The organism is Sphingobium sp. B2 (assembly GCF_007693735.1).
Classification (GTDB): Bacteria; Pseudomonadota; Alphaproteobacteria; order Sphingomonadales; family Sphingomonadaceae; genus Sphingobium; species Sphingobium xenophagum.
Genome location: NZ_VDBZ01000002.1, coordinates 177185 through 202776, shown reverse-complemented (window position 1 = coordinate 202776; position 25592 = coordinate 177185). Strand labels below are relative to the sequence as shown.

21 protein-coding genes and 1 pseudogene are annotated in these 25592 nt (G+C 61.5%); 13 read left to right on the top strand and 9 right to left on the bottom strand.

Annotation, left to right across the window (positions count from 1 at the left end):
* Nucleotides 1-79: 79 nt before the first annotated feature.
* From FE851_RS16675 to FE851_RS16660, 4 genes are read right to left on the bottom strand one after another with little or no spacing between them, the layout of a single operon-like run.
* Entirely contained in the window at nucleotides 80-949 is an 870-nt protein-coding gene (locus tag FE851_RS16675; RefSeq protein ID WP_017181243.1) for a DeoR/GlpR family DNA-binding transcription regulator, read from the bottom strand.
* Nucleotides 946-1455: a DUF3237 domain-containing protein gene (locus FE851_RS16670; RefSeq protein ID WP_261371022.1), complete on the bottom strand. Its 510-nt coding sequence runs from the start codon at nucleotides 1453-1455 to the stop codon at nucleotides 946-948. Before FE851_RS16670 ends, FE851_RS16675 begins: the two co-directional genes overlap by 4 nt.
* 1 nt (nucleotide 1456) lies before the next feature.
* A complete protein-coding gene (locus FE851_RS16665) occupies nucleotides 1457-3154 on the bottom strand; it encodes an alpha/beta hydrolase family protein (protein ID WP_145204874.1) in 1698 nt (565 codons plus the stop codon).
* Nucleotides 3154-5334, bottom strand: coding sequence for a TonB-dependent receptor (locus FE851_RS16660; protein WP_145204871.1), 2181 nt, complete (start codon nucleotides 5332-5334; stop codon nucleotides 3154-3156). The genes FE851_RS16665 and FE851_RS16660 overlap by 1 nt, the downstream gene beginning before the upstream one ends.
* Before the next feature lie 220 nt (nucleotides 5335-5554).
* Here FE851_RS16660 and FE851_RS16655 point away from each other — a divergent pair, with 220 nt between their 5' ends.
* The 4 genes from FE851_RS16655 to FE851_RS16640 all read left to right on the top strand — a co-directional run bounded on the left by FE851_RS16655 (nucleotide 5555) and on the right by FE851_RS16640 (nucleotide 11827).
* Entirely contained in the window at nucleotides 5555-6424 is an 870-nt protein-coding gene (locus tag FE851_RS16655) for a Ku protein (RefSeq protein ID WP_145204868.1), read from the top strand.
* Nucleotides 6424-6897 (top strand): MgtC/SapB family protein, encoded by a 474-nt coding sequence (locus FE851_RS16650; protein WP_107124783.1) that lies wholly within the window; start codon nucleotides 6424-6426, stop codon nucleotides 6895-6897. The genes FE851_RS16655 and FE851_RS16650 overlap by 1 nt, the downstream gene beginning before the upstream one ends.
* Nucleotides 6897-9401: a DNA ligase D gene (gene ligD / locus FE851_RS16645; protein ID WP_145205624.1), complete on the top strand. Its 2505-nt coding sequence runs from the start codon at nucleotides 6897-6899 to the stop codon at nucleotides 9399-9401. Before FE851_RS16650 ends, ligD begins: the two co-directional genes overlap by 1 nt.
* 242 nt (nucleotides 9402-9643) lie before the next feature.
* Nucleotides 9644-11827, top strand: coding sequence for an alpha/beta hydrolase family protein (locus tag FE851_RS16640; RefSeq protein WP_145204865.1), 2184 nt, complete (start codon nucleotides 9644-9646; stop codon nucleotides 11825-11827).
* On the opposite strand, the gene FE851_RS26245 is transcribed toward FE851_RS16640, so the two are convergent.
* From FE851_RS26245 to FE851_RS16630, 3 genes are all read right to left on the bottom strand, one after another.
* Nucleotides 11785-11934: a hypothetical protein gene (locus tag FE851_RS26245; RefSeq protein ID WP_186378872.1), complete on the bottom strand. Its 150-nt coding sequence runs from the start codon at nucleotides 11932-11934 to the stop codon at nucleotides 11785-11787. The genes FE851_RS16640 and FE851_RS26245 overlap by 43 nt on opposite strands.
* Nucleotides 11935-12078: 144 nt before the next feature.
* Nucleotides 12079-12522, bottom strand: a complete 444-nt coding sequence (locus FE851_RS16635) for a DoxX family protein (protein ID WP_145204861.1) — start codon at nucleotides 12520-12522, stop codon at nucleotides 12079-12081.
* Between the two features lie 49 nt (nucleotides 12523-12571).
* A complete protein-coding gene (locus tag FE851_RS16630; RefSeq protein ID WP_019052323.1) occupies nucleotides 12572-12847 on the bottom strand; it encodes a DUF2282 domain-containing protein in 276 nt (91 codons plus the stop codon).
* 210 nt (nucleotides 12848-13057) lie between these two features.
* Between FE851_RS16630 and FE851_RS16625 the strand changes: the two genes are divergently transcribed.
* The 5 genes from FE851_RS16625 to FE851_RS16605 all read left to right on the top strand — a co-directional run bounded on the left by FE851_RS16625 (nucleotide 13058) and on the right by FE851_RS16605 (nucleotide 16299).
* A complete protein-coding gene (locus FE851_RS16625; RefSeq protein WP_145204859.1) occupies nucleotides 13058-13597 on the top strand; it encodes a sigma-70 family RNA polymerase sigma factor in 540 nt (179 codons plus the stop codon).
* A complete protein-coding gene (locus FE851_RS16620; RefSeq protein ID WP_145204856.1) occupies nucleotides 13594-14235 on the top strand; it encodes a DUF1109 domain-containing protein in 642 nt (213 codons plus the stop codon). The genes FE851_RS16625 and FE851_RS16620 overlap by 4 nt, the downstream gene beginning before the upstream one ends.
* Nucleotides 14236-14345: 110 nt before the next feature.
* Complete coding sequence (locus tag FE851_RS16615) at nucleotides 14346-14615, top strand: hypothetical protein (protein WP_107124778.1); 270 nt, start codon at nucleotides 14346-14348, stop codon at nucleotides 14613-14615.
* A 59-nt stretch (nucleotides 14616-14674) separates the two neighbouring features.
* On the top strand, nucleotides 14675-15505 hold the full coding sequence (locus tag FE851_RS16610) for a DUF692 domain-containing protein (protein ID WP_145204853.1): 831 nt from the start codon (nucleotides 14675-14677) through the stop codon (nucleotides 15503-15505).
* Entirely contained in the window at nucleotides 15502-16299 is a 798-nt protein-coding gene (locus FE851_RS16605) for a DNA-binding domain-containing protein (protein WP_145204848.1), read from the top strand. The genes FE851_RS16610 and FE851_RS16605 overlap by 4 nt, the downstream gene beginning before the upstream one ends.
* A 13-nt stretch (nucleotides 16300-16312) precedes the next feature.
* On the opposite strand, the gene FE851_RS16600 is transcribed toward FE851_RS16605, so the two are convergent.
* Entirely contained in the window at nucleotides 16313-18295 is a 1983-nt protein-coding gene (locus FE851_RS16600) for a BCCT family transporter (protein ID WP_145204844.1), read from the bottom strand.
* A 146-nt stretch (nucleotides 18296-18441) separates the two neighbouring features.
* Here FE851_RS16600 and FE851_RS16595 point away from each other — a divergent pair, with 146 nt between their 5' ends.
* The 3 genes and pseudogenes from FE851_RS16595 to FE851_RS16585 all read left to right on the top strand — a co-directional run.
* Nucleotides 18442-20151, top strand: coding sequence for a thiamine pyrophosphate-dependent enzyme (locus tag FE851_RS16595; RefSeq protein WP_145204841.1), 1710 nt, complete (start codon nucleotides 18442-18444; stop codon nucleotides 20149-20151).
* Entirely contained in the window at nucleotides 20148-21587 is a 1440-nt protein-coding gene (locus FE851_RS16590) for an FMN-binding glutamate synthase family protein (RefSeq protein ID WP_261371021.1), read from the top strand. The genes FE851_RS16595 and FE851_RS16590 overlap by 4 nt, the downstream gene beginning before the upstream one ends.
* Before the next feature lie 8 nt (nucleotides 21588-21595).
* A pseudogene (locus tag FE851_RS16585) lies at nucleotides 21596-21922 on the top strand (FMN-binding glutamate synthase family protein); the annotation flags it as partial.
* Nucleotides 21923-21947: 25 nt separating this feature from the next.
* Here FE851_RS16585 and FE851_RS16580 read toward each other — a convergent pair.
* A complete protein-coding gene (locus tag FE851_RS16580) occupies nucleotides 21948-22487 on the bottom strand; it encodes a MarR family winged helix-turn-helix transcriptional regulator (protein WP_017181261.1) in 540 nt (179 codons plus the stop codon).
* 186 nt (nucleotides 22488-22673) lie between these two features.
* Between FE851_RS16580 and FE851_RS16575 the strand changes: the two genes are divergently transcribed.
* Complete coding sequence (locus tag FE851_RS16575; RefSeq protein ID WP_145204838.1) at nucleotides 22674-25589, top strand: TonB-dependent receptor domain-containing protein; 2916 nt, start codon at nucleotides 22674-22676, stop codon at nucleotides 25587-25589.
* Nucleotides 25590-25592 lie beyond the last annotated feature (3 nt).

Genomic DNA, 25592 nt, shown 5'->3' with positions numbered 1-25592 from the left:
ATGTCCCGAACGGCCAGAAAGGATGGCGTTGCAAGGCTGCGGCGCGGTACAGGGCATGGCTCCTGATACGGCATGTTGATCACGCCGGGTCTGTCGCTATGACCCGAACGCCCATTTCGGCACAGATTTGTGCAAGGCGCGGATCGGTGATCCGGTCGGTTACGAAGGTATCGACATCGTTCATCGTCGCAAAGCGCACCGGCGCGTGGCGAGAAAGCTTCGAGGAATCCGCGACAAGGACAACATGGCGGGCATGCGCGACGATCGATTGCGAAACCTTGATCTCGTCTATGTCGAAATCGAGCAGATTGCCATCGGCATCGAGTGCGCTCGCACCGATCACCGCATAATCCACCTTGAAAGCGCCGAGGAAATCGACCGTGAGCGGACCAACAACAGCGCGGTCCTCCGCCCGCAGCCGACCGCCCGCCACAATGACCTCTATCCCCCGTGCATCGGCGAGTATTTCTGCGACATTGAGGTTGTTGGTGACGACCATCAACCGTTGGCGCTGGGCCAGGAAGGTCGCAACCGCTTCCACCGTGGTGCCGATATTGATGAAGAGCGACACGCCGTCCGGCACCAGGTCTGCTGCGGCTTTGCCAATCCGGCCTTTGGCATCGGCTGCCATGGCCTGACGCGAATGATAGCCGATATTGTCGAGCCGCGATCGCAGCATGGCTCCGCCCCGCACGCGTGAAACCGCGCCCTGCTCGTCCAGCTGGCGTAAGTCCCCACGGATCGTCTGTGGCGTTACGCCCAACAACTGCGCCAGATCCTCCACCTTGGCATGCCCGGCGCCACCAAGATGCTCGACCAGTCGCACTTGCCGCACTGCCGCCAGGTCGCGTGAGGCGTTTTCGTCTGATTTGGGTCGTTGAACCATGCCATCCCGCATAGACATAATCGTCGTGGAGGCCAAACCCGACGGATGCGGCGCTTTGGTCAAAGGACTTCATAGAAGCGCACAATGACTTGGCGAAGCTGGCCGCCAAGCACTACCGGCTCGATCGTCGAGGTGAAGACCGACTTGTTAAGCCATTCGTGGTTGCCGAGCGGAGCGGTGAAAACGGGGTTCGCCCGTGCATAAGCGATACGCTGGCCGTCTGCCGCGCAGGCAAGGCCCAGGTTGCGTACATGGATCAGAGCCTCGTCATGCGTGCGGATGAAATAATCGGCGACAATCTCCGTACATCCATCCTTGCGGATCAGTTGCCAGTCTGCCCCGCCGGGAACGACTGCCCCGCTCAAGGCCGGACCGCTGACTGTGCCGCCCAGCAGAGGGATTCTGTTCCCGGTGCCATGTGGCCCTTCGCCGGCCGGCTCGCCCGGCCCCAGATCAACGCGTTCCTCGAAAACGAACCGCAGTTGCGGCGCCTCGGCGGATGCTGTCGCGGCTTCCGCTACATCGGTCATGAGCATGGAGGCGGCGAGAACCGCAACAAATCGCCTCATGTTACACTCCGATCGGTTGGGTGGCGACGAGAAGCCAGGTGACAAATAGCCCCGACACAAGGGCGCCCGGCACGACCGAACCATGGCTGCGCTGCGACACGGCACCGAACAAGCCGACAAAAGCCAGAAATACCGCAAAGCCGATCGCCGAAATCACGCGCAGTCCCTCTCCAGGCAGAAGCAGGTGACCCGTGGCCGCCAGCACGCCATATTGGGCAATGAGGAAAAGGACGAACCCGCCAGCCAGCGCAGCCATGGCACGGGCCACCGCGCCGCCCATGCTACCGGCATCAAGCGGCGAAACGGCCTGTACCAGTTGCAGCGAGCAGAGACAGCTCATCACGAAGAAGGGCGCATAAAGAAGGAAATCGCGCGCGCGCTCCAGCGAGATCGGACGGATGGTGATGAACCACCAGGAAGGATTGACGTGAAGCAGTTGGTCCGCCCCCAGCACCAGCAGGTAAGCGGGCAACAGAATGATCGCGGCAAGCGCCAATGCACGCGGCACCTCACGCATGCCCAGACCCCCGCCCTTGCGCCGCAGCATGAATAGGGAGAGCAAAGCGCTGAGCAGAGCCCAACCTGCAAACTGGTTTGTGAAGGTCTGCCGGAAAAGGGCGTTCTGGCCGAGCAAGGCTTCGGTTGCCATGCAGGCCGGAATGAACAGCAAGGCTGGAAGAAGCGCTATGGCGACACGTTTGGCGATCGGCTGGGTTACCGATGGCGACGGGGCCGGATTCTGCTTGGGCGCGGACCTTGTGGCGAAAAGAGTTGCCGAAGCCGCGATCAATCCGGCGATCAGCAAGGGCACTGCCATGAGCGCCACGAAATTACCCGCCTCCCGCCACGGCCAGACCTGATCCGTGACGTCAAGCGCCCTGCCCCCGTCCAATGTGCGACCGAACCAATCGAGCGCAGGGGTGATCCCGGCGGACGACTGGTGCAACCATGCATGGGTCACGGCGGGCGTCAGCAGCATGCGGGCGTTGCCATCTGTGATCCGACCGTAGAGGCGCCCCGGTACGACCGGTTCAGTAGCGCCGAACAGGTCGCGCAGCTTCCTGACCGCGCCGGTCGCCAGTGGCGATTCAGGCCCCCACATGAAGCCGCCAAATTCGTCGCGCGTCCCGAAAACGACCAGCAGGTTTTTCGGGAAAGCCCGTGTGCCCTCTGGCGCAAAGGGCGCCCCTACGCTTGAGCCTTCCAGCACCAGCGAACGATAGCCGTCGGGCATCGCTTTGGCCGCGCTGAGCACGGTCCACCCGCCCATACTGTGTCCCTCAAGCCCGATATTGCCGCGATCGACGAAAGGCAGGCTGTGAAGATAGGCGAGAGCATCCGGGCCGCCAAAACCATCGGCGAAGGCGACGGGGTCGCTGCCGCCATGTCCGCGCTGGTCGGGCGCCAGCACGACATAGCCTCTGCGGGCATACTCCGTCGCGAAGTTGGCCTGCATCTCCGCGCTGTTGAGATAACCATGGACGGCAAGGATGGCAGGTGCGGGCTTCGCACTTGTCGCTGCGCGCGGCCGGAACAGCAATGCTCGCATTTGCGCGCCACTTGCGCCCCGGAAATGGACCTCCGAAACAGTCACGCCGTCGCCGGTCTGGATCGCTGAAGCGAGGAAGAGCCCGGCAATGGCGACGAGACTGGCGATCAGGGCAACAAGCAGCCCCGGATTGGCCCTGTACGGCAACATCAGAATTTCGCCTGAAAATCGATGCCGTAACGGCGTGGATAGGGGACAGTCCCGAACCGCAGGAAGGTGTTCGTTTCGATACCGACGCCAACCAGCGTGTCGTTTCCGGTCAGGTTCTTGCCCCACAGCCCGACTTCATATTGCCCGTCGTCAAAGGAAACGCCGATCCGCGCATTATATTCTTCGAATCCCGGCGTACGGCCAAGGCTGAAGGGAAAGACCTTGTCATTATAGGCGGTGAAGAACTGAGAGCTTTTGTGGACCATGTCGCCATGGAGCGTCAGTTCGGCAGAAGCGCTGAGCGGAATCCTGTAGTCTGCCGCGGCGCTCATCGAGAATTTGGGCGCTTCGATCATGCGATTGCCGGCAAGGTCCGTGCCGTTGAGTATCAGGCTCGTATATTTCGCGTCGAGCAATCCGAGTCCGGTCGATAACCGCAACTGTGGCGTGATACTGGCAGTGATTTCCGCCTCTATGCCATTGATCCGGGATTTGCCCGCATTGACCAGCGCCTGGTTGATCACCGAAATCGAATCGATGAACTGCTGATCCTTGAACTGATAGTGGAATGCAGACAGGTTCAATGTAACGCGCCGGTCGAACAACCGGCTCTTGATCCCGGCTTCATAGGCGTCGAGAAATTCGGGCTTGGCGGTCGTCAGGTCGCCCGGAAACACCACCGCGCCCCCGTTAAAGCCGCCACTGCGATAACCCCGCGCATATTGGACGAACGCCATGAAATCGGACGATGCCTTGTAGCGCAGGCCCAACCGGCCGCTGGGCTGGGTCTCGGTATAATCGACATTGGTCGTCGGAATGCCAAGGCCGGGAATGTTCACGACCGACTGGAAATTGCGCATTTTCGCCTTGTCATGCGTCACTCGGACACCGCCATAGAGACTGAATGTCGGCGAGAAGTCGAAGCTACCGTCCATATATGCGGCATAGGAGGTCCGCGTCTGACGATAGGTTTGCCGCGCGTCGAAGCCTCCGTCGAACTGCGACACATGGAACAGGTTGTCGAGCGTATCGCGGAAATAATAAAGGCCCGCGATCAGGTTAAACGGTCCATCAAACTGCGTCGCAAGGCGAAGATCTTGTGAATATTCCTTTGTCCTTGCCTCGAAATCCAGAGCCAACAGATTGGCGGCACTGCCGTCACCGTCGACTTCGTTGAGGAAATAGCCCTTAAGGTAAGAGGAGATGGACGTCAGCGCGACATTGCCCAGATCCTTGTTGAGCGTGAGACTGACGCCATCGCCGCGTACCCGGATGCGACCGTCCCGGTCATAATAACCCTCGCGCGGGCCGAGCAGTTCGCCGGTATTGGGGTCGCGGCGCGGGTCAAATCCGAATGCATTGGTGTTGCCCGGCAAGTATCCGGTGACGTTGGTGCCGACGGCTTCGGGTGCGCTACGGGTGAAATTGTAGCGCAGGGTTGCGTCGAAGCCCGCATCATCCTTGTATTTAAGCGCTGTGCGGATCGCGACCTTGTTGAAGTTCGACTTGTCACGTCCTCCCGGCAACAAATTCTTGACGAAACCGTCACTGTCGCTGGTGTTGAAGGAGACGCGCAAGGCGAGGCGATCTTCGACGAGTTGGGTATTGGCCGCGCCCTGCAGGCCAACATAGCTATAATTGCCAAGTTCGGCCGAAATGAAGCCAGAATTATCGAATTGCGGTGCCCGGGTGATATAGCTGACAGCGCCACCCACGGTTTCCTTGCCGAACAATGTACCCTGAGGGCCACGCAGCACCTCGACCCGGTCCATATCGAACAGCTGCGCGCCACCGAGGAAGGAAGCGCGGACGAAAACTTCGTCGTAGAAAATGCCAGTGGGCGAGGAAGCGTTAAGATCGAATGCCGACTGGGCGATGCCGCGGACCGAGAATTTGGGCTGGTCCTCATTGCCCAGCACGCTGACCGAGAGATTAGGTGTCTGCCGGGCGATTTCGGTACCGCTGCGCATCTGTAGTGTGCCGAGCGAAGAGCCGGCGACCGCAGTGATCGAGATGGGAACGTCCTGCACGCTCTGTGCCCGCTTCTGGGCCGTGACGATAATCTCGTTGGGATCGCTCAAGACCGCATCAGCCGCCGACTGATCCTGCGCCGAAGCGGGAACTGCGAACGCGGCGGCAAGGCTGGTGGAGATGAGCAGGCTCAGATGACTGGTGCGCAAGATGATTCCCTCCCGGAAAAGCCGCATCTCTCTGACGGGATGACGGCATAGTTTTTCTTCGCTCTTTTTCGCTGCTTTTCGTTTCCGAAAATAGCGGGCTATTTGAATCGCGGCTGACGATCAGGCCGCTTGCCGATCGGGGGGACTTGCTTGCCGCTGCCTGCCAGTGCGGCGGTGGAACCAACCTTGCGGCCATACGCTGATAGCGCGGAGGTAATGCATGCCCGCACGCGCATATTGGCAGGGTCAAATCAAGCTGGCGCTGGTTTCGATTCCGGTCGAAATCTATCCCGCCACCAAGTCTGGCCCGGCCATATCCTTCCGCCAGATCCACGAACCCAGCGGCAAGCCGATCCATTACGACAAGGTGGTCAGCGGCATCGGTCCGGTCGATCGCGACGAAATCTTCAAAGGATATGAGATTTCCAAGGGCAATTACGTCCTGTTGGATCAGGAAGAGATTGAGTCGGTGAAGATCGAGAGTCGCAAGACTCTGGACCTCGTTCAATTTGTCGACGCCGATGCGATTGATGTGCTTTACTATGAAAAGCCCTATTTCGTGGTCCCCGCCGACGATCTGGCGGAGGAAGCCTATGCCGTGCTGCGCGATGCGCTGCGGCAGACGAAGAAAGTCGGCTTGGGGCAGTTATCCGTGCGTGGGCGCGAACAATTGGTGTCGCTCAAGCCCTGCGGACGCGGGTTGGTGCTGGAAGTGCTGCGCTATGCCTATGAAGTCAACAAGGCCCAGAGCTATTTTCGCGGCCTCCCTGGCGATGAGGCTGACCCGGAGATGCTCGACCTGGCCATCAGCATCATCGAGAAGCGCACAGCCCCCTTCGAGCCGGAGGAATTTCACGACCGCTATGTCGATGCGCTTCACCGCCTGATCGACAAGAAAAAGAAGGCGAAGGGCAAGCGGATCATCGAGGATGTCGACGATGAACCGACCGGGGCCAAGGCAGGCAATGTCATCGACCTGATGGCCGCACTGAAAAAATCCGCTGGATCGGGCAAGAGCGCGACCACAAAAAGCGCAGCCGCCAAGGCCAAGCCCAAAAAAGCCGCAGCGTCAAAACGCAAGAGCGCGTGATGGAACTCAACCCCGTCACCCCCCTGCATCTGATCGATGGCCCCGTGCTGCTACGGCTGGGTGCTGCGGCGGTGCTGGGCCTGTTGCTGGGCATGGACCGGGAATTGCGTGGCCATGCAGCAGGCATGCGGACCCACGGCCTTATCTGCTTTACCGCGGCGCTGATGACCGTGTGCGCCATCGCCTTGCATCTCCAGTTGCAAGACGGGGGCAATATCGACCCGCTGCGCGTGTTCGAGGCAGCGGCCGCCTTTACTGCCATCATTGCGGCCGGGCTGATCGTATTCAGCAAGGGCGAGGTCCGCAACCTGACGACCGCAGCGCATATCTGGCTGGCGGCTGTTATCGGCATCGCCTGCGGCGCGGCGCTCTGGCCGCTGGTCGTCAGCGCGACGATCGTTGCGATCATCATGCTGACCGTCCTGGGCTTTGTCGAACGCCGCTGGCTCGATCCTCTGGATCGGACGAAATGATGACCAGAAAGGATGCCCTTTCCACCTACAATGCCAAGCGGGATTTCGACCGCACGCGCGAACCCAAGGGCAAGGTGGCGAAAACAGGCGGCAACAGCTTCGTCGTGCAGAAACATGCCGCGACCCGCCTGCATTGGGATTTTCGGCTGGAAATGGACGGGGTGCTCAAAAGCTGGGCCGTAACGCGCGGGCCTAGCATCGACCCGGCCGACAAAAGGCTGGCGGTGCGGACGGAGGATCACCCGCTTGACTATGGCACGTTCGAAGGCTTGATCCCCAAGGGTGAATATGGCGGCGGCACGGTAATGTTGTGGGATCGCGGCACCTGGGAACCGATCGCAGGAAAGAGCGCCGCCGATATAGAGGATGGGCACCTGCATTTCATTCTGCATGGGGAGCGGATGAAGGGCGAGTGGCTGTTGGTGCGGATGAAAGGGCGTCCCAAGGAGAAGCGCGAAAACTGGCTGTTGCGCAAGATTGACGACAAGGAAGCCGGATCGGGCGTTGCGCTGGTCGAACGTGCGCTCACCAGCATAGTGACGGGCCGATCGATGGCGGAGATTGAGGCTGACAAGGCTGGCGAACAGTCCCTTGCCGGGGTGCATGGCAAAGGGTTCGCCGCAAAGATGGCGGCAGCGAAGGATCATACCGCCAAAATAAGCGACAGGCGGAAAACGCGCGCCACGGCCCTGCCCCGCTTCGTGAAGCCACAACTCGCCACGTTGGTGGATGCCGTGCCGACCGGGAATGACTGGCTGCATGAGATCAAATATGATGGCTATCGCGCGTTGATTGCCGCAGGCGGGCAGAAAGTGACGCTGTTTACGCGCAACGGCCTGGACTGGACCGAAAAATTCGCGCCGCTCACGGGTGCGATCGCCGCGCTGGACCTGCCGCCGTGCCTGATAGACGGCGAAGTGGTGGCGCTGGACGGCAATGGCAATCCCGATTTTTCGACATTGCAGCAGATGCTCAAGCGCGGGCATGGGCAGGAGGATGCGGCACAGCCGCTGCACCTGTTCGCCTTCGATCTGCTTTCGCTCGATGGGCAAGACCTCAAGGGGCTGCCCACCATCGAGCGCAATGAGCAGCTGGAAGCGCTGCTGCATCAGGCGGAATCGCCCATCCATGTCTCCGATCATGTTCTGGGGGCCGGAGAAACCTTGTTCCGATCCCTTTGCGAGGCCGGGCAGGAAGGGATCATCTCCAAGCGCGCCGACGCGCCATATCGCAGTGCCCGAACCCGCAACTGGGTGAAGGTCAAATGCACCCGGCGCCAGGAGTTCGTCCTTGTCGGATGGACCAGGAGCAATGCCAGGGGACGTCCTTTCGCGTCCCTGCTGCTCGCCCAGCATGAGGGGCAAAAGCTGGTCTATAAGGGCAAGGTCGGGACCGGCTTCGATACTCAGGCGATGGACGAACTGGACAAGGCCATGGCCCGGTTGGCAACCGACACGGCCCCGGTCGACGTGGCCCGCGCGGAAACGCGCGGCGTAAGCTGGATCAAGCCGAAGCTGGTGGCCGAAATTGCCTTTGCCGAATTCACTGCCGATGGTCGCGTCCGTCATGGCAGCTTCCTGGGTCTGCGTGCGGATAAGCCAGCAAAGACGGTGAAACCGGAAAAGCCCGCGCCTGCCCCTGTGCCGAAGAGCGCGATCGACATCAGCAGCCGTGACCGGGTCATCTTTCCCGAAACCGGCCAGACCAAGGGGGAACTGGCGGATTATTATTCCCGCATAGCGCCGCTCATGCTGCCTTTCTCCGCCAACCGGCCCATCAGTCTGGTCCGCTGTCCACAAGGGCGAGCGAAAAAATGCTTCTTCCAGAAGCATGACAGCGGCGCCTTCGGGCAGGAAGTCCGACAGATGCCCATTCGCGAGAAAGATGGCGGGTCGGAAGATTATATCTATGTCGACGGTGCGGACGGCCTGCTGGCCTGCGTCCAGATGGGGACGATTGAATTTCACGGTTGGGCCAGCAGAACCGACGATGTGGAGAAGCCCGACCGTATGATCTTCGACCTCGACCCGGACGAAGGGCTGGACTTTGACAAGGTGAAGCGAGCGGCCAAGGATATACGCGATCATCTCGCTGACATCGGGCTTGTCTCCTTCGCGATGCTGTCGGGTGGCAAGGGCGTGCATGTCGTCGTCCCGCTGACGCCCGGTCACGACTGGGACACGCACAAGGATTTCGCGTCGCGCTTCGCCCAGGCCCTGAGCGCCGCCGAGCCTGACCGCTTCACGGCGACAATGAGCAAGGCGAAGCGAAAGGGCCGCATCTTCATAGACTGGTTGCGAAACCAGCGTGGCAGCACGGCCATCCTCCCCTATTCCGCCCGCGCCCGCCCCGGCGCGCCTGTCGCCATACCGATCGACTGGGAAGAACTGGACAGGATGAAGGACGCCCATCCCTTCTCCATCGATGATCCCGACACCCTGCTGAAGAGGAGCAAAGGCCTCAAAGGCTGGGGATTTGCAGCGCAAGCCCTGCCGGAAATTTGACCTGGCTCCAAAGCAACCGGACCCAAGGAAGCGCGCTACCTTCGCGGACCATTGCCCGTATCCCGCAACTATGCGTGTTCGGGCGATCGCCGCTCAAGCGGCGAATGGATCGACTTCCTTCTTCCGTCCGCCGTGAAGGTGACGCATATGCCTATGTTATCGCTGCCGGTTCGGGCAGCTTCGATAGAATGAGGCAGCGCGGCCCACAACTGCTGCGCCGCCGTCTTGGAACAGGATTGACTATGGGAAAGATCGCACATTTTCTGGTGTCCGCGGCGATGGTCGCTGGGCTGAGCGCCACGCCAGCGTTCGCACAGCCCAAGCAGGTGCTGACGCATGAGACGCTGTGGATGATGAAGTCGGTCGGTGCGCCGCTGACCAGCCCGGACGGCAAATGGGTCATCTATTCCCTGCGCGAACCATCCTATGCGAAGGATGAATCCGTCAGCGACCTGTGGATCGTGCCGACCGACGGCAGCGCGGCTCCGCGCAGGATAACGTCGAGCAAGGCGGGAGAGAGTGATCCGGCCTGGGCGCCCGACAGCCGCCGCATCGCCTTTTCCACCAAGCGCGAAGGCGATGATGTCGCGCAGATCTACATTCTCGACCTGGCGGGCGGCGAAGCCCGGCGCGCGACGGACGTGCCGACGGGTGCTGCCAGACCGCAATGGCGACCCGACGGGCAGGCGATCCTGTTTGAAAGCATGGTCTATCCCGGCGCGGTCGACGCTGCGACCAACAAGAAGGCAGCCGATGAGCGCAAGGCGCGCAAATTTTCCATGCGCGTCTATGAACATTTCCCGATCCGCTACTGGAACGAATGGCTGGACGATCGCCGCCCCAGCCTGTGGGTCCAGCCGCTAACCCAGGGCGCGGCAGCGCGTGACATCATCTCCACGACGCAACTGGCGAAAATGGAGGGATTTGGCGGCTCCCCGCGCAATGATGGCGGCGCGAGCCTGTCGCCCATATGGAGTCCCAATGGACAGGAAATCCTGTTCATCGCCACGACGCAGCGGTGGGATGCAGCCCATGCACGGGTCAATTACGGCCTGTACCGCATGTCCGCTGACGGTGGCGAACCGACATTGGCCACGCCAGTCCTGGGCGAATATGGCGATCCCAAATTCACACCCGACGGCAAAAATCTGATCGTCAAATTCAACAGCCAGGGCGATGAAGTATATGATCTGGCCCGACTACATCGCGTTGCGTGGCCCGCTGGCGGCGCTGCAACGCTGCTGACCGGCGCGTTTGATCGCGAAGTGGATGGCTACGCCGTGACGCCTGACAGTCGGACCTTGTTTCTGACCGTGCCGGACGCAGGCCTGGAGCATGTCTATCGCGTGCCGGTTGCCGGTGGAAAACCCGAACTGGTGGCCGCGGCCAAGGTCGGTGGCTATACCGCCATAGACATTCCGTCCGATGCCAAATCGACCGAGTTGATTGCCAGCTATGGCAGCGCGGTGAACCCGGCCGAGATTGTCCGCATCGACCCCAAAAGTGGGCGTCATCGCAATCTGACCAACGTCAACACGGCGCTTGCCGAAACGATCGACTGGTCCAGCCCCCAGCATTTCTGGTTCACCAGCGACAGGGGACGGCGTATCCACAATATGATCGTCACGCCGCCTGCATTCGACGCGACGAAAAAATATCCGCTGATGGTGCTGATGCATGGCGGCCCAGCATCGTCCAACGCTGATCAGATTGGTTTGCGCTGGAACTACCATCTTCTGGCCAGCGCCGGTTATGTGGTGCTGCTGACCGATTATACCGGATCGACGGGTTATGGCGAAGCCTTTGCCCGTGCCATCAAGCTGGACCCGTTGCGCGGCCCTGCCAACGAAATCAATCAGGCCGTGGACGAGGCCGGCAAACGATACGGCTTCATCGACACCACCAATGCCTGTATCGGCGGCGCGAGCTATGGTGGGCATCTCGCCAACTGGATGGAAGCCACGACCACCCGGTACAAATGTATCGTCAGTCATGCCGGTGAAGTCGATCTGCTGACCCAATGGGGCACCAGCGATTTCAACTATGGGCGCGAAGTGGCGAGCGGCGGCCCGCCCTGGGGCGACAGCAAGGTCTGGCGCGACCAGAGCCCGATCACATATGGCAAGGACTGGAAGACCCCGATGCTGCTGACCGCAGGCGAAAGGGACTATCGCGTGCCGATGTCGAACACACTGGAAACCTGGTCGACGCTGCAACGGATGCAGGTGCCAAGCCGCCTGCTGATCTTCCCGGACGCATGGCACTGGATCACCAAGCCGGAGGATAGCCGCCAATTCTATCGCGAGGTGCAGGGCTGGCTGGCCCATTATTTGAAAGGTGCGCCTGCGGTGAAGGGCGGTCCGATCACATCCACACCTGTCTCTTATACACATCTAGATGTGTATAAGAGACAGGTGTGGATGTGATCGGACCGCCCTTCACCGCAGGCGCACCCTGCAAATAATGGGCCAGCCAGCCCCTGTCTCTTATACACATCTAGATGTGTATAAGAGACAGGGGCTGGCTGGCCCATTATTTGAAAGGTGCGCCTGCGGTGAAGGGCGGTCCGATCACATCCACACCCGCCAGCGCTCCGGCGGCGGAATGATCGGACGGTTATAATATGAAAAAATGCCGGCGGATCATTCGATCCTGCCGGCATTTTTTCGGCCTTAACTCAGCGATCCGACCTTCGGCGCAGCAGCGCATCGGCTGACCAGGTGCCTCCGCCACGCGCGATGAGGGGCAGCAGGATGGCGATCCAGCTAAGATGCGTCGGCCAGGCGTCGGGATAGACGAAAATCTGGATGACCATCGTCATCATAAGGAGAGCCAGCGCTGAAAAGCGCGTACCCAGCCCCAGCACGAGCAGGATGGGGAAAAAATGTTCCGCCCCGGTGGCCATGGTCGCGGCGATGTCCGGCGGCACCAGCGGCAGCGCATATTCGGTACGAAACAGCTCATATGTGCCGTCCGTGATAGTCAGGATACCCTCTACCTTCGTGCGTCCGGACAGGAAGAATATGGACGCGATGGCCATACGGGCGACGAATAACAGCAATGCATCCGGCAACATCGCGGCGATGCGCCGAGTGCAACGATCATGGATTGGCACAAGCATCGATCATCTCCAGCAGGGCCGGGACGAACGCACGCCCCGGCCGCTTCGGTCAGGCTTTGGGCGTCAGCGATCCGTTACCCTTGGGCGTCTTGATCGATGTGCAGGTGCCTGCCTTGACCAGCTTCCAGGCGTTGCCCTGATAGTTGACCTTGGACGTGCCCGCGCAGCTGGTGCCGGGGCCCGCAGCACAGTCGTTCTTGCCGGCGAGCGAGACGCCGTAGCATTTTTCCATCTTCGGCTTTTCCTGGGCATGGGCAGGCATGGCAAGTGCGGCTGCCGAAGCGATGGCGATGCTCGCGGCGAGCGCGGCATGGGTGGTACGCATCATGATGTCCTCTTTGATCCTAGGCCTCTTCACGCGGTCCGGACAGGCCGGACCGCGCGGTGACCGGGGAGGAGGCTGGGGAAAGCCCGTGTCACGTTGGCAAGTTCGTGACAGGCGCAAATCCGGTTACAGACATTTCGCGCGAAAATTTTTCGCGCAAAGCTGTAACCTGGGCACGACTTCCTCCGAACATGCGAATGAGGAGACAGAATGCAGACCACAGAGGAGCATCTGCGTGCATTGATGATCGATGGGCTGAATGGCGACGCCAAGGCCCATGAAGCATTGCTGCGCCTGCTTGTTCCGCTGCTGCGGGGCTTCTATCGGCGTCGGCTTCGCGGCGCTGACGACGATGTCGAGGATATGGTGCAGGAAACCCTTATTGCCGTTCATACCCGCCGCGCCACCTACGACCGAGAGCGCCCATTCACCGCCTGGCTGTACGCGGTCGCGCGATACAAAATGATCGATCACCTGCGCCGCGTCGGCCGTCTGCGGCCGATCGAGGATTACGATGAATGGCTGACCGCTACGGATTTCGAGGCGAGCAGCATCGCCCGGCTGGATGTGGACGATCTGTTGCAGGGGCTGCCTGACAAGCAGGCACGGGCGATCCGCGCCACGCGGATCGAGGGACTGAGTGTCGCCGAGGCGGCAAGCATGGAGGGTATAGGGGAATCGGACGTAAAGGTTTCGGTACATCGCGGACTGAAGGCGCTGATGGGTCGGGTACAAGGAGCGCTGCGATGAACACGGACGATCTGGTCAGGCATCTGGCCAAGGAAACGCGCCCGGTCGGTCGCAATAGCGTCGCGCGAAGGCTGGCGATCGGCATGGCCGCCGGAGGAATAGGATCGGTCATATTGATCCTGATCGCGCTTGGGATGCGGCCGGATCTGGGCACGGCGATGCAGGGCACATCCTTCTGGATGAAATGGGGTTATACTTTTTCCCTGGCGGTCGCCGCATTGATGACGACCGCGCAACTCGCCCGGCCCGATAGCGGTCGGCTGCGTGGCCTGTGGCTGCTCGTGATCCCGGTCGTCCTGCTGGCGGGCATAGGCTTTCTCGAACTGGCGCGGACTCCGTCGTCCCAATGGCTGGCGATGTGGCTGGGCGAGAGCTGGAAGAGCTGTCCATGGATGGTCCTGTCGCTGTCCGCGCCGATCTTTGCGGGACTGCTCTGGTCCTTCCGCAGGCTGGCCCCTACGCGGCTCAGGGCGGCCGGGGCGGCGGCGGGCCTTTCAGCCGGAGCATTCGCCGCGACCGTCTATTGCCTGCACTGCCCCGAAGTGTCGGCCATTTTCGTTCTGACCTGGTATTCGCTCGGCATCATGTTGGCGACACTGCTCGGCATGCTGGTGGGGCCAAGGCTGCTGCGCTGGTGAGGCGACACAGCGTTCCAGCAGGAATTTTCGTTCGCTGCTGTAACCAGTCGACCGGCGGGACCGAAAGACAGGAGCCATCGTGGCGCAACCTGCTTTTTGGAGAATCCCTCATGTTCACTCTCAACACTGGCCTTGGCATCGCCGCTTCCGCTGCCTCCATCGCGATCGTGGCTGCCGCCGCTGCCCCGGCCATCGCGAAGGATAGCGCCGATACGAAGGTCGTGCATTGCTACGGCATCAACAGCTGCAAGGGCACGTCCGATTGCAAGACGGCCAGCAACGAATGCAAGGGGCAGAATGTCTGCAAGGGCCACGGCTTCAAGGCCATGACCGTCAAGGCATGCAAGGCTGCTGGCGGCAGCCTGACCGAACCCCAATAACATTCGAAAGCCCGGCGCTCCCGTCAGCGCCGGGTTCCCTTGCAGCAGGGAGCGTCCTGATGATCCCGTCCTTCTCCGGCTTCGGCCTTGGCCTGCGCACGCCGCACTATGCCGACTTTCTCGACCACCATGTCGCCGTTGATTTTCTGGAGGTGATCTCCGAAAATTTCATGGTCGATGGTGGTCGGCCCCGGCGGATATTGCGCGACATTCGCGCCCGCTATCCGGTCGCGCTGCACGGCGTGTCGATGTCGATCGGTTCTGCGGATGGCGTCGATGGCTTATATCTCAACCGCCTGCGCGCACTCGTCGACGAGATCGACCCGCTGTTCGTATCTGATCATCTGAGCTGGTCGCGGATCGAGGGGTTCAATTCCCACGACCTCCTGCCCCTGCCCTATACGATGGAAGCGCTCGATATTGTCTGCGCGAACATTCATCGGGCGCAGGACGCGCTGGGCCGCGCCATGTTGATCGAGAACCCGTCATCCTATCTCGATTTCGCGTCAGCCGACATGACCGAATGGGAATTTCTGAACAGGGTTTGCGCACGAACGGGCTGTGGCCTGCTGCTGGACGTCAACAACGTGCTTGTCAGCGCCAGCAATCACGGCTTCGATCCGATCGCCTATCTGGATGGCGTCCCGCATGATCATGTGCGTCAGGTCCATCTTGCCGGTCACAGCCAGGGCGAACATCTGCTGATCGACACGCATGATCGGCCTGTCCCCCCGTCGGTATGGGACCTTTACGTCCATATCCTGCCACGCCTTGGCCCCGTGGCGACGATGATCGAGCGGGACGATGACATACCGCCTTTGGGGGATCTGCTCGCGGAACTGGACACCGCGCGGACTATCGCCGCTGGCGCAGTGGAGGCAGCGGCATGAGCCTTCTCGCACTTCAGCGCGACATGCGCGACTGGCTTGTGCGCGCTGACATGGCTGCCGCCGCGCGTATCCAGTCGTCCAGTGAGGCGGGCTTTGCCGTCTATCAGAATAATTACCGGTCCCAGCTCGTCACCTGCCTTGAAGGCAGCTTCGCGCGAACCCGTGCCTGGATTGGCGAGGAGAGGTTTCTGCATGCCGCCGCGCATCATATCGACGATGTGCCGCCAAGCAGCTGGACGCTCGACGCCTATGCGCATGATTTCCCCGCGACGCTGGCCAGGCTCCACCCGCACGATCCGGAAATCGCGGAAATCGCCTGCCTGGAACTGGGGCTGGAAGAATTGTTCATCTCGGCGGACGGCCCGGCGGTCGCGCTGGATCATCTGCACGACATTGACTGGGAGTGCGCCTTGTTGACGTTCCAGAGATCAATCGACCTTGTTGACCTCAAGACGAACGCCTTTGCCATCTGGTCCGCCTTGGTTGCCGGGGAAGAGCCGCCAGCGTCCCAATATCTGGGGACGCCTGAAACGGCGCTGTTATGGCGTCAGGACGAACAATGTCGCGTCAGGACCATCGACGCCATGGAGTTGCAGACGTTGCTCGACCTGCGTGGCGGTCTGCCCTTCGGTGCGGCCTGTCGAAAGGTGACGGTCGAGCTTGGCGAAGATCGGGGCATAGCGCTTGTCGGCCAATGGCTGGGGCAATGGCTGGCCGACGGCCTGATTGCTGCGATCACTGCGCAGGACAAGCCCGTCGGTTCCGGCAATCCCCGGCTGGAGGGGCCATGCTGACGGGGCCACGCGATCAGGCCATGCGGCGTATGTGGCGGAAGCTGGCATAGCGGCCCACAATTTCGTGGATCAGTTGTTCGCGCGTATAGCCGGTCACATCACGGGGCTGATCGCCTTGGGGGCTTTGCGCCATCGCGCGGTAGTGCAGCTTGTCGCCTTGCTGCGCCTTGCGTGTTTCGGCCCAGGCAAAGCTTGGCGTGCGAAACCCGCGCAGCTTCACGCTGTATCTGAATGCACCGCGGTCGCCATGGTTTACGGCGAGCGTCACATGGTCCGGCCCGCGCGATATGTCGGGCGCGAAGCCCGCCGCGCTCATTTCCGCAGCCACGGCATCTAGCGCAGGGGACGCAACATCGTCTATGAAGGCGCGGACTTCCGCTTCCTTGTAGAAATGGACGATATTGGCGAGGCGACGTTGCCAGCCCAGCGTTTCATCTTCGCTATCTTGCGCGCCGGAAAGGTCGAGCGCGCCCGTGTCGGACTCGGTTTGCAGCGCCCTTAACAGGCCATAGCAGATGAAGATCATGACAACGGCAAAGGGCAGGGCACTGGCGATGGCGGCAGTCTGCAACGCGCGCAGCCCCCCCGCCAGCAGCAGCACCGCCGCCACCGTGCCGGCACAGACCGCCCAGAATATGCGCTGCCAGACGGGCGTGTTTTCCGCCCCGCCAGACGTGATCATGTCGATCACCAGCGCCCCTGAATCAGCCGATGTTACGAAGAAGGTGATGACCAGCAAGGTCGCAATACCCGACGCCAGCGTCGAAAGCGGCAGTTGCTCCAGCACTTCGAACAGCGCGACGGGAAGGTTGTTGACCACGGTCCGGGCAATGGGCGCGACGCCGCTCATGTCGAGCGCGATGGCTGTATTGCCGAATACGGTCATCCACAGAAAGGTGAAGAGCACCGGCACCAGCAGCACGCCGGTCACGAATTCGCGGATGGAGCGCCCGCGCGAGATGCGGGCGATGAACATGCCGACAAAGGGCGACCAAGCGATCCACCAACCCCAGTAGAACATCGTCCAGCTGCCGATCCACGGGTTCGGCTCATAGGCGTACATGCGGAACGTGCGCTGGACCACCGCGCCCAGATAGGCGCCGATATTCTGCACATAGGCCTGTAGAAGGAATACGGTCGATCCGGCGAAGAGCACGAACAGCAGCAGCGCGATGGCCAGCACGATGTTGAGTTCCGACAAGCGCTTGACGCCCTTGTCGAGCCCGGCGACGACCGACAGCGTGGCCATGCCGGTGATCGCGGCGATGAGTATGAGCTGGACGCTGCTGTTGGTGGGGATGCCGAACAGATGGCTGAAACCTGCGTTGACCTGTAGCACGCCAAGGCCCAGTGAGGTCGCCACCCCGAACATCGTGCCCAAGACGGCAAAAATGTCGATGGCATGGCCGACCGGCCCGTAAATATGCCGTCCGATCAGGGGAAACAGCGCCGAACGGATGGTCAGGGGCAGTCCGCGACGGAACGAGAAATAGGCCAGGGCCAGTCCAACGACGATGTAGATCGCCCAGGCGTGAAGGCCCCAGTGAAAGAAAGTCAGGACCATGGCCTGCCTAGCGGACTCCACGGTTTTGCCTTCGCCAACCGGGGGCAGTGCATAATGCTGCACCGGTTCGGCCACGCCAAAGAAGATCAGGCCGATCCCCATGCCTGCGCTGAACAGCATCGCAAACCATGAAAGATAGCTATATTCCGGTTCGCTGTCGTCGGGGCCCAGCTTGATGTCGCCATAACGGCTGAGCATCAGGTAGAGCGCGAAGATGAGAAAGCCGGCGACAGAGGCGATGTAGAACCAGCCGAAATCGCGCACGATGAAGTTCTGCACAGAGTTGAACATGTCCCCCGCACGATCGGGGAACAGCGCGCCGAACGCAGCGAAGGCGACGATCAGCACCGCCGAGATGTAGAATACCGGCGCATTCACCTGCATCCGGGGCGCACGCTGCGCGCCGGTCGCGGCCTCTTGCTCGTCCACCATTCTCTACCCCCTGCCTTTCAGCCAATCCTCAGGAACGACTCTACGCCCGATTTGTTTCTGCGCGATATTTTCGCGTGCGCAATGACCCCACTTACGCCCCTTGTGCGTTTCCTGGCTCAGATGAGTACGCTGCAAAGGACAGGCGCATGACGACAGTCGCACAGGTGATCATAGAAACGCTGCAATCTGCCGGCGTACGCCGCTGCTATGGCGTTCCCGGAGACACGCTCAATCACATCACCGACGCAATCAGGACCAGCGACATACGCTGGGTGCATGTCCGGCATGAGGAAGCGGCAGGCTTTGCGGCGGGCGCCGACGCCATGCTGACCGGCGAACTTGCTGCCTGTGCGGGATCCTGTGGTCCCGGCAGCCTGCATTTCATCAACGGCCTGTTCGAATCGCATCGCAATCGCGCGCCCGTGATACTGATCGCCAGCCAGATCGTCCGCGACGAGCTTGGCTTTGACTTCCCGCAGGAGGTCGATTTCAAATCGGTCTATGCATCGTGCAGCGTCTTTTGCGAGGAAATCCGCACGCCTGCCCAGGCACGGCGCATGACCGCGATGGCGGCGCAAGCCGCCCTGGCAAAGCGTGGGGTGGCGGTGCTGATCGTGCCTGCCGACGTGTCGAGCGCCAAAGCGCCCGACGAGCCGCATTTCGCCGTGCACCGCGCCGCGCCGGTCGTGCTGCCTTCCGACGCGGAGCTTGACCGGCTGGCCAGCGCAATCAATGCCGGCAAGCGCGTGGCGATCTATGGCGGGTCAGGCTGCGAGATGGCGCATGATGCGGTAGTGGCGCTGGCCAGCCGGTTGCGCGCGCCGGTCGCTCGCACATCGCGCGCCAAGGATTTTCTGGAAGCCGACAATCAGTTCGACGTAGGCATGACCGGCATTTTTGGCAGCGAGTCGGGCTATCACGCCTTGATGTCATGCGACGTGCTGCTGCTCCTTGGTTGCGATTTTGCATGGCGGCAATTCTACCCGGACAAGGCAACCATCCTGCAGGTCGATCTTGACGGCACGCATCTGGGACGCCGCCATCCCGTAGATATTGGGGTGGTTGGCGATATTGGCCCGACGCTTGAAGCCTTGCTGCCGCGCATCACGCCGCGCGAGGATGACGGCTTTCTGGACGAATGCCTGGATCATCACCGCAAGGCGGTGGCGGCGCAGGCAAAGCACGCGACGGAAGGCAAGGGCGGCGCGATCCATCCGCAATATCTGACGGAAATGATCTCCCGTCATGCGGACGCCGATGCGATATTCACGGCGGATGGCGGATCGCCGATGGTCTGGTGCCTGCGCCATATCGCCTCGACCGGACAAAACCGCACGGTCGTCAGTCTCAGCCACGGCACGATGGCGAATGCTATGCCTCAGGCGCTGGGGGCCAAGGCGGCCTTCCCGGACCGGCAGGTCATTTCCCTGTCGGGCGATGGCGGGATCGCCATGCTGATGGGTGACCTGCTGACCGCCATTCAGGAAAAGCTGCCGATCAAGGTGGTTGTCTACAATAATGGCGCGCTCGACTTCGTGGAGATTGAACAGAAGGTCGAGGGGCTGCTCGACAGCTATACGGAACTGGTCAATCCCGACTTTGCGCGGGTGGCCGAAGCCATCGGTTTTCGCGGATGGCGGGTCGAAAAGGCGCAAGACCTTGAATCGATGGTGCAAGCCTGGCTTGCCGAGCCGGGCCCGGCACTGCTCGATGTCGTGACCGATCGGTTTGAACTGGTGATGCCGCCCAATGTGAAGCCGGGGCAGGTGGCCGGCATGGCGCTCTATTCGGCCAAGGCGGTACTGAACGGACGCGGGCGGGATGTCGTGGGCATCGTGCGGAACCTGCTGTCATGAACAGGCGCCCTGCCCTGGCGGACTCCCTGTTCCGCGACCACGCCCTGTCCCGCAACGCCCTGCTGCTGGCGGGTCTGGTCGGCACCATCGCCGTGACGCTGACAGGCTTGCGCCATCCCCGCGTCTTTTGGCTGCTGCTGCTGTTCGTGCCGCTGCTGGTCGTGGCGCTGATCGACCTATTGCAGACGCACCATTCCCTTCGCCGCAACTATCCCGTTTCGGCGCGGTTCCGCTGGTTCTTTGAATGGCTGCGGCCCTTCCTGCGATCCTACATCGTGGAGAGCGATCTGGATGGACGCCCGTTCAGTCATGACGAGCGCGCGCTCGTCTATGCGCGCGCCAAGGGTGATGTGTCGACCCATCCCTTTGGTACCGAACTGGACGTCTATTCCGAGGAATATGAGTGGCTGGCCCATTCGATAGCGCCATCGCGCCATGCCGAGAAATATACACGCGTCCCCGTTGGAACGGACCAGTGCAGTCGACCGTACAGCGCCGCGCGGCTCAATATTTCGGCGATGAGTTTCGGGGCATTGGGCAGCAATGCGATCGAAGCGCTGAACCTGGGTGCCAGGATTGGTGGGTTCTATCACGACACTGGCGAGGGCGGACTGTCGCCCTATCATCTCAAACATGGGGGCGACGTAGTCTGGGAATTGGGGTCTGGCTATTTCGGCTGCCGCGATGCCAGCGGCAATTTCGATCCGGCTCATTTTCGCGACAAGGCCACCAATGACGCAGTGGTCATGACGGAAATCAAATTGAGCCAGGGTGCAAAGCCCGGCCATGGCGGTTTGCTGCCAGGCCCGAAGGTGACGGCGGAGATCGCCAGGATTCGCGATATTCCAGAAGGCGAGGACTGCCTGTCGCCGCCTTTCCACACTGCCTTTTCGACGCCGCGCGAACTGCTCACCTTCGCCGCGCAGATGCGCGACCTTTCCGGCGGGAAGCCAGTCGGCATCAAATTATGCGTAGGCTATCCGCATGAACTGTTCGCCGTGGTAAAAGCGATGATCGAGACGGAGATACTGGTCGACTTCATCGTCATTGACGGTGCGGAAGGCGGTACCGGCGCTGCGCCGACCGAATTGTCCGACCGGGTCGGCATGCCGTTGCGCGAAGGGTTGATATTGGCGCGCAACGCGCTTGTGGGCACGAACCTCAAGGACAAGGTGCGCCTTGCCGCATCGGGCAAGGTCAATTCCGGCGCGGCAATCGCGATGAATGCGGCGCTGGGCGCTGACTGGTGCAATGCGGCCCGGTCCTTCATGTTCTCGCTTGGTTGCGTGCAGTCCATGCGCTGCCACACCGATACATGCCCGACAGGGGTAGCCACCCAATCGCCCGCGCGTCAGCGTGCGCTGGTGGTGCCGGAAAAGGCAGAGCGGGTCGCCCGCTTCCAGAGCTGTCTCTTATACACATCTAGATGTGTATAAGAGACAGCACCGATACATGCCCGACAGGGGTAGCCACCCAATCGCTCGCGCGTCAGCGTGCGCTGGTGGTGCCGGAAAAAGCAGAGCGGGTCGCCCGCTGCCAGAGGGCGACGCTCGACGCGCTCCACGACATTGTCGTGGCCGCTGGTCTCAATTCACCGGACGAATTCACTCCCGATGGCCTGCGCCAGCGGATCAACGCGGCGGAGATGCGATCGATCGACGAAATCTATCCGTTCGTGCAACCGGGAGAATTGCTTGACGGCGCACGCGATCCTCGGCTTGCGAACTGGTGGAACGCGGCCGATCCGGCCAGCTTTGCAAGACGGGCGTAATCGCCACAGGGACAAGCCATCCCCGTTACACGGGGTCATCGTCCATGTCCTGAGCCTCACCCACGCCCGCAATGATCATCCCCAGCACGCGTGTCGCCAGTTCCATGTCCTGTTCGCTCAGTTTGGCAAATACTGCCGACCGGATCTCGGACAGGATCGGCTGAACCTGTTCGACGACCTCGATACCGGCAGGCGTTATCTCGATATGGCGTGATCGCTTGTCGGTGGGATTTTCCGTCCGCCGGATAAGACCGTCGGCTTCCAGGGCGTTCAATGTCCGGATCAGCGGCGGCCATTGGATCGCCAGACGGGCCGAGAGCAGCGATGTGGTAACAGGCGGCGGTGCCACGCTCAGGACGAAAAGGGTCTGCCATCTGGGCCTGGACTGACCGGTCGCCGCCAGCATCCGGCTTTCGACATGCGTTCCCCAACGCCGCGCCGCGAGCGAGAGCATGCGCGTGAGGCGAAATTCGACATCGTCCCGCGATCCTTCGGGAAAATAAGCGCGATATTGCGGCGTGTTGCTGTCGAACGGGTCGACCGGATTGGAGTCGTCGGTAGCCATATCATTCCCATCGCAATGCGGGGTGCGCTGAATTTTATCCCCCAAGTCGTTCTTAGCGGCGCTCTTAAGCAACTGCAAAATGCGCGTTTTCCTGCCGATCCGGCCAATGGATGAAGCCGTTGACAATATATGTACCGTGATACATACATTGTTCCAGAGGCCGCAGCAGAAGGCCAGGAGAGGGAAATGATGATGCGATTGAGCACCCAGCACATGCGTGCAAATGTGAGCGGCCGGGCCATTGCCGGGGCACTGATGGCGGCATTGCCGATCGGCGCAGCCGCGCAGGATGCCGTGACGGCCCCGCCGCCCGCCACCCAGCAATCGGACGACGCGGTCCCCGCCGATCTCCCCACAACCGACATCGTCGTGACGGGGACGCGCCTTGGGTCCAGCTTCAACGCACCAACGCCCGTCACCTCGATCGGGGCGGAACGTCTGGATGCGCTGGGCATCACCAATGTCGGCGAAGCGCTGAACCAGCTGCCCAGCTTCCGCGCATCGAGCGGTCCTGCGGCCCAGGCCAATCTGGGCGGCAATATCGGCGCGCGGTTGCTCGATCTGCGAGGGCTTGATCCGCAACGCACGCTTGTCCTGGTCGACGGCAAGCGCTTCGTCCCCAGCACCGTGCAGGGTTCGGTCGACACCAACCTCATTCCATCGTCCCTGTTGCGCACTGTCGATGTCGTGACCGGCGGCGCTTCGGCCGCTTATGGTTCGGATGCCGTCGCAGGCGTCGTGAACTTCATCCTTGACCGCAAGAAGGAAGGGCTGGACGGCGAATTTGCCGCCGGCATGTCCCAGCGGGGCGACGATGGCAATCTGTTCGCCAGCCTGTCGGGCGGCATGCGCCTGAGCGATCGCGTCCATATCATCGGCGCGGTGGAATATGAAAAGCTGGAAGGATTGGGCACCTGCACAAGCCGCAGCTGGTGCAACAGCCAGACACTGATCCTCGGCAACACGCCAGGCGCCGGTGGCCTGCCCGCCAACCTCATCATCGCCGGGGTCAATACATCGACGATGACGCCGGGCGGCCTGATCAACCGATCCTATAATGCGGCGGGTCAGGCGATCGGCACGACGGCTACCGACCCGCTGCGCGGCACGAAGTTCCTTCCCGACGGCACGCCGGGTCAATTCCAATATGGCACGCTGGTCGGCCCGCTCTTCATGCTTGGCGGCGAAGGACAGGGGCGTAACGGCTTCATTTCGGCCCTGCGGCTAAAAGTGCCGCTGGAGCGGGTTTCCAGCTATGGCGCGCTGACGGCGGAACTGACCGATGATGTAACGCTGACCGCCGACATATCCTATGGCCGCGTCAAGGGCACGGTCGACGGCGCGATCTTCCGCGACTTCAATGGCACGTTGCTGGGCCGCATCAAGCGCGACAATCCATTCATTCCCGCCGCTGTCGCGTCGGCGATGGACGCCAATGGCGTCGCTTCCTTCATCCTGGGCAAGGCCGCGTTCGACCTTGGCCCTGGCCGTGCAACATCGACTACGGAAACCTATCGCGGCGTTCTGGGCGTAGAGGGGCGACTGAGCGACAGGTGGACGGTCAACGGCTTCTACCAATATGGCCGCACCAACTTCACCCAGCGCGCGACCAACCTCGTCAATCAGGCCAATCTGTTGAAGGCGGTGGATGCGGTACAGTCCGGCGGCCAGACCGTCTGCCGAGTCAATGCCGATGCGATCTCCGGCAATGACGATCCCTCCTGCGTCCCGTTCAACCCCTTTGGCGAAGGGCAATATAGCCAGGCGTCGGTGGGCTACATCACCGGCAACGGCCTGCAACATACCGTCAATGAACAGCATGTCGCAGGCATCGACCTGCGCGGCGAACTGTTCGATCTGCCCGCCGGGCCTGTTACGGGGGCGGTCGGCGCGGAATATCGCCGGGATACGGTCGATGGCACCGCCGACCCCATCTCCGCGGCAAACGGCTTCTATTCGCTCAACGGGTCGGCCCTGTCGGGCGGCGTGACGGTGAAGGAGGTATTTGGCGAGGTCGCGGTGCCGCTGTTGCGCGATTCAGCCTTTGGCTATGCGCTCGATCTCAATGGCGCGGTCCGCCGCACCCATTACAGCACGACAGGATCGGTCACGACCTGGAAGGCTGGCCTGGTCTATGAACCGGTCGAAGGCGTCAGGTTGCGCGGCACGCGGTCACGCGACATCCGCGCGCCCAACATCTTTGAACTGTTCGGGCCGCAGACGCTCCGCTCGATCGGCCTGTCCGACCCGCTGAACGGGGGATTGCAGACCAACCCCTTTGTCATAACCGGATCAAATCCCAATCTTTCCGTTGAAAAGGCGGACAGCTGGACCGGCGGTTTCGTGATCGCGCCGCGCAGCGGCCCGTTCCAGCGGCTGCGCCTGTCGGTCGACTACTATAATATCAAGGTGGCCGATGCGATCGGCGCGCTGGGCGCGCAGACGCTGGTCAACCGCTGCGCCCAAGGCGCCAACAATTTCTGCAGCCAGATCACGCGCGACGCCAACAACCAGATTCTTCAGGTTCGCGACGTCATCCTCAATTCCAATGCGCTCAAAACCAGCGGCTATGACATCGAATTCCAATATCGTCAGCCGATCGGATCTTGGGGCGAACTGAATGCGCAATTGATCGCGAACATCACCAAAGAATTGACCACCGTCGATGCCCTGGGCGCGGTGGACCGCGCGGGCCAGACCGGCGTTCGCACCGGGACGATACCGGGCGTGCCCGACTATGTGCTGGACGGCGTCCTCACCTGGACCGTCGGCAAGTTCCAGTTGACCGGCCATGGCCGCTACATTCCGTCGGGAATCTACTGGACCAATTTCGTCGGGCCGGATCAGGATGGCTATGCCGTTACCGCGCCCAACAGCGTCGACAACAATAATGTCCCCAGCCGCTTCTACCTTGACATGACGGCCCGCGTGAATGTCGATACCGGCAATGGCCGCACCTTCCAGCTGTTTGCAACGGTCAACAATCTGCTGGATCGTGATCCGCCCGCAATGCCCGGCCCGTCGGGCGGCACCAACCAGATCCTGTTCGATCCGGTCGGTCGTGCGTTCAAGGTCGGCGCGCGCTTCCACTTCGGTTCATAAGGC

What these genes read in the sequence shown, in the direction of transcription:
- FE851_RS16590 (WP_261371021.1), top strand. Translation starts at nt 20,148, where the DNA reads ATGAACAGGCGCCCTGCCCTGGCGGACTCCCTGTTCCGCGACCACGCC.
- FE851_RS16595 (WP_145204841.1), top strand. Translation starts at nt 18,442, where the DNA reads ATGACGACAGTCGCACAGGTGATCATAGAAACGCTGCAATCTGCCGGC.
- FE851_RS16600 (WP_145204844.1), bottom strand. Translation starts at nt 18,295, where the DNA reads ATGGTGGACGAGCAAGAGGCCGCGACCGGCGCGCAGCGTGCGCCCCGG.
- FE851_RS16580 (WP_017181261.1), bottom strand. Translation starts at nt 22,487, where the DNA reads ATGGCTACCGACGACTCCAATCCGGTCGACCCGTTCGACAGCAACACG.
- FE851_RS16665 (WP_145204874.1), bottom strand. Translation starts at nt 3,154, where the DNA reads ATGTTGCCGTACAGGGCCAATCCGGGGCTGCTTGTTGCCCTGATCGCC.
- FE851_RS16635 (WP_145204861.1), bottom strand. Translation starts at nt 12,522, where the DNA reads ATGCTTGTGCCAATCCATGATCGTTGCACTCGGCGCATCGCCGCGATG.
- FE851_RS26245 (WP_186378872.1), bottom strand. Translation starts at nt 11,934, where the DNA reads ATGGGCCAGCCAGCCCCTGTCTCTTATACACATCTAGATGTGTATAAG.
- FE851_RS16605 (WP_145204848.1), top strand. Translation starts at nt 15,502, where the DNA reads ATGAGCCTTCTCGCACTTCAGCGCGACATGCGCGACTGGCTTGTGCGC.
- FE851_RS16575 (WP_145204838.1), top strand. Translation starts at nt 22,674, where the DNA reads ATGATGATGCGATTGAGCACCCAGCACATGCGTGCAAATGTGAGCGGC.
- FE851_RS16670 (WP_261371022.1), bottom strand. Translation starts at nt 1,455, where the DNA reads ATGAGGCGATTTGTTGCGGTTCTCGCCGCCTCCATGCTCATGACCGAT.
- FE851_RS16650 (WP_107124783.1), top strand. Translation starts at nt 6,424, where the DNA reads ATGGAACTCAACCCCGTCACCCCCCTGCATCTGATCGATGGCCCCGTG.
- FE851_RS16655 (WP_145204868.1), top strand. Translation starts at nt 5,555, where the DNA reads ATGCCCGCACGCGCATATTGGCAGGGTCAAATCAAGCTGGCGCTGGTT.
- FE851_RS16610 (WP_145204853.1), top strand. Translation starts at nt 14,675, where the DNA reads ATGATCCCGTCCTTCTCCGGCTTCGGCCTTGGCCTGCGCACGCCGCAC.
- FE851_RS16640 (WP_145204865.1), top strand. Translation starts at nt 9,644, where the DNA reads ATGGGAAAGATCGCACATTTTCTGGTGTCCGCGGCGATGGTCGCTGGG.
- FE851_RS16625 (WP_145204859.1), top strand. Translation starts at nt 13,058, where the DNA reads ATGCAGACCACAGAGGAGCATCTGCGTGCATTGATGATCGATGGGCTG.
- FE851_RS16620 (WP_145204856.1), top strand. Translation starts at nt 13,594, where the DNA reads ATGAACACGGACGATCTGGTCAGGCATCTGGCCAAGGAAACGCGCCCG.
- FE851_RS16630 (WP_019052323.1), bottom strand. Translation starts at nt 12,847, where the DNA reads ATGCGTACCACCCATGCCGCGCTCGCCGCGAGCATCGCCATCGCTTCG.
- ligD (WP_145205624.1), top strand. Translation starts at nt 6,897, where the DNA reads ATGACCAGAAAGGATGCCCTTTCCACCTACAATGCCAAGCGGGATTTC.
- FE851_RS16615 (WP_107124778.1), top strand. Translation starts at nt 14,346, where the DNA reads ATGTTCACTCTCAACACTGGCCTTGGCATCGCCGCTTCCGCTGCCTCC.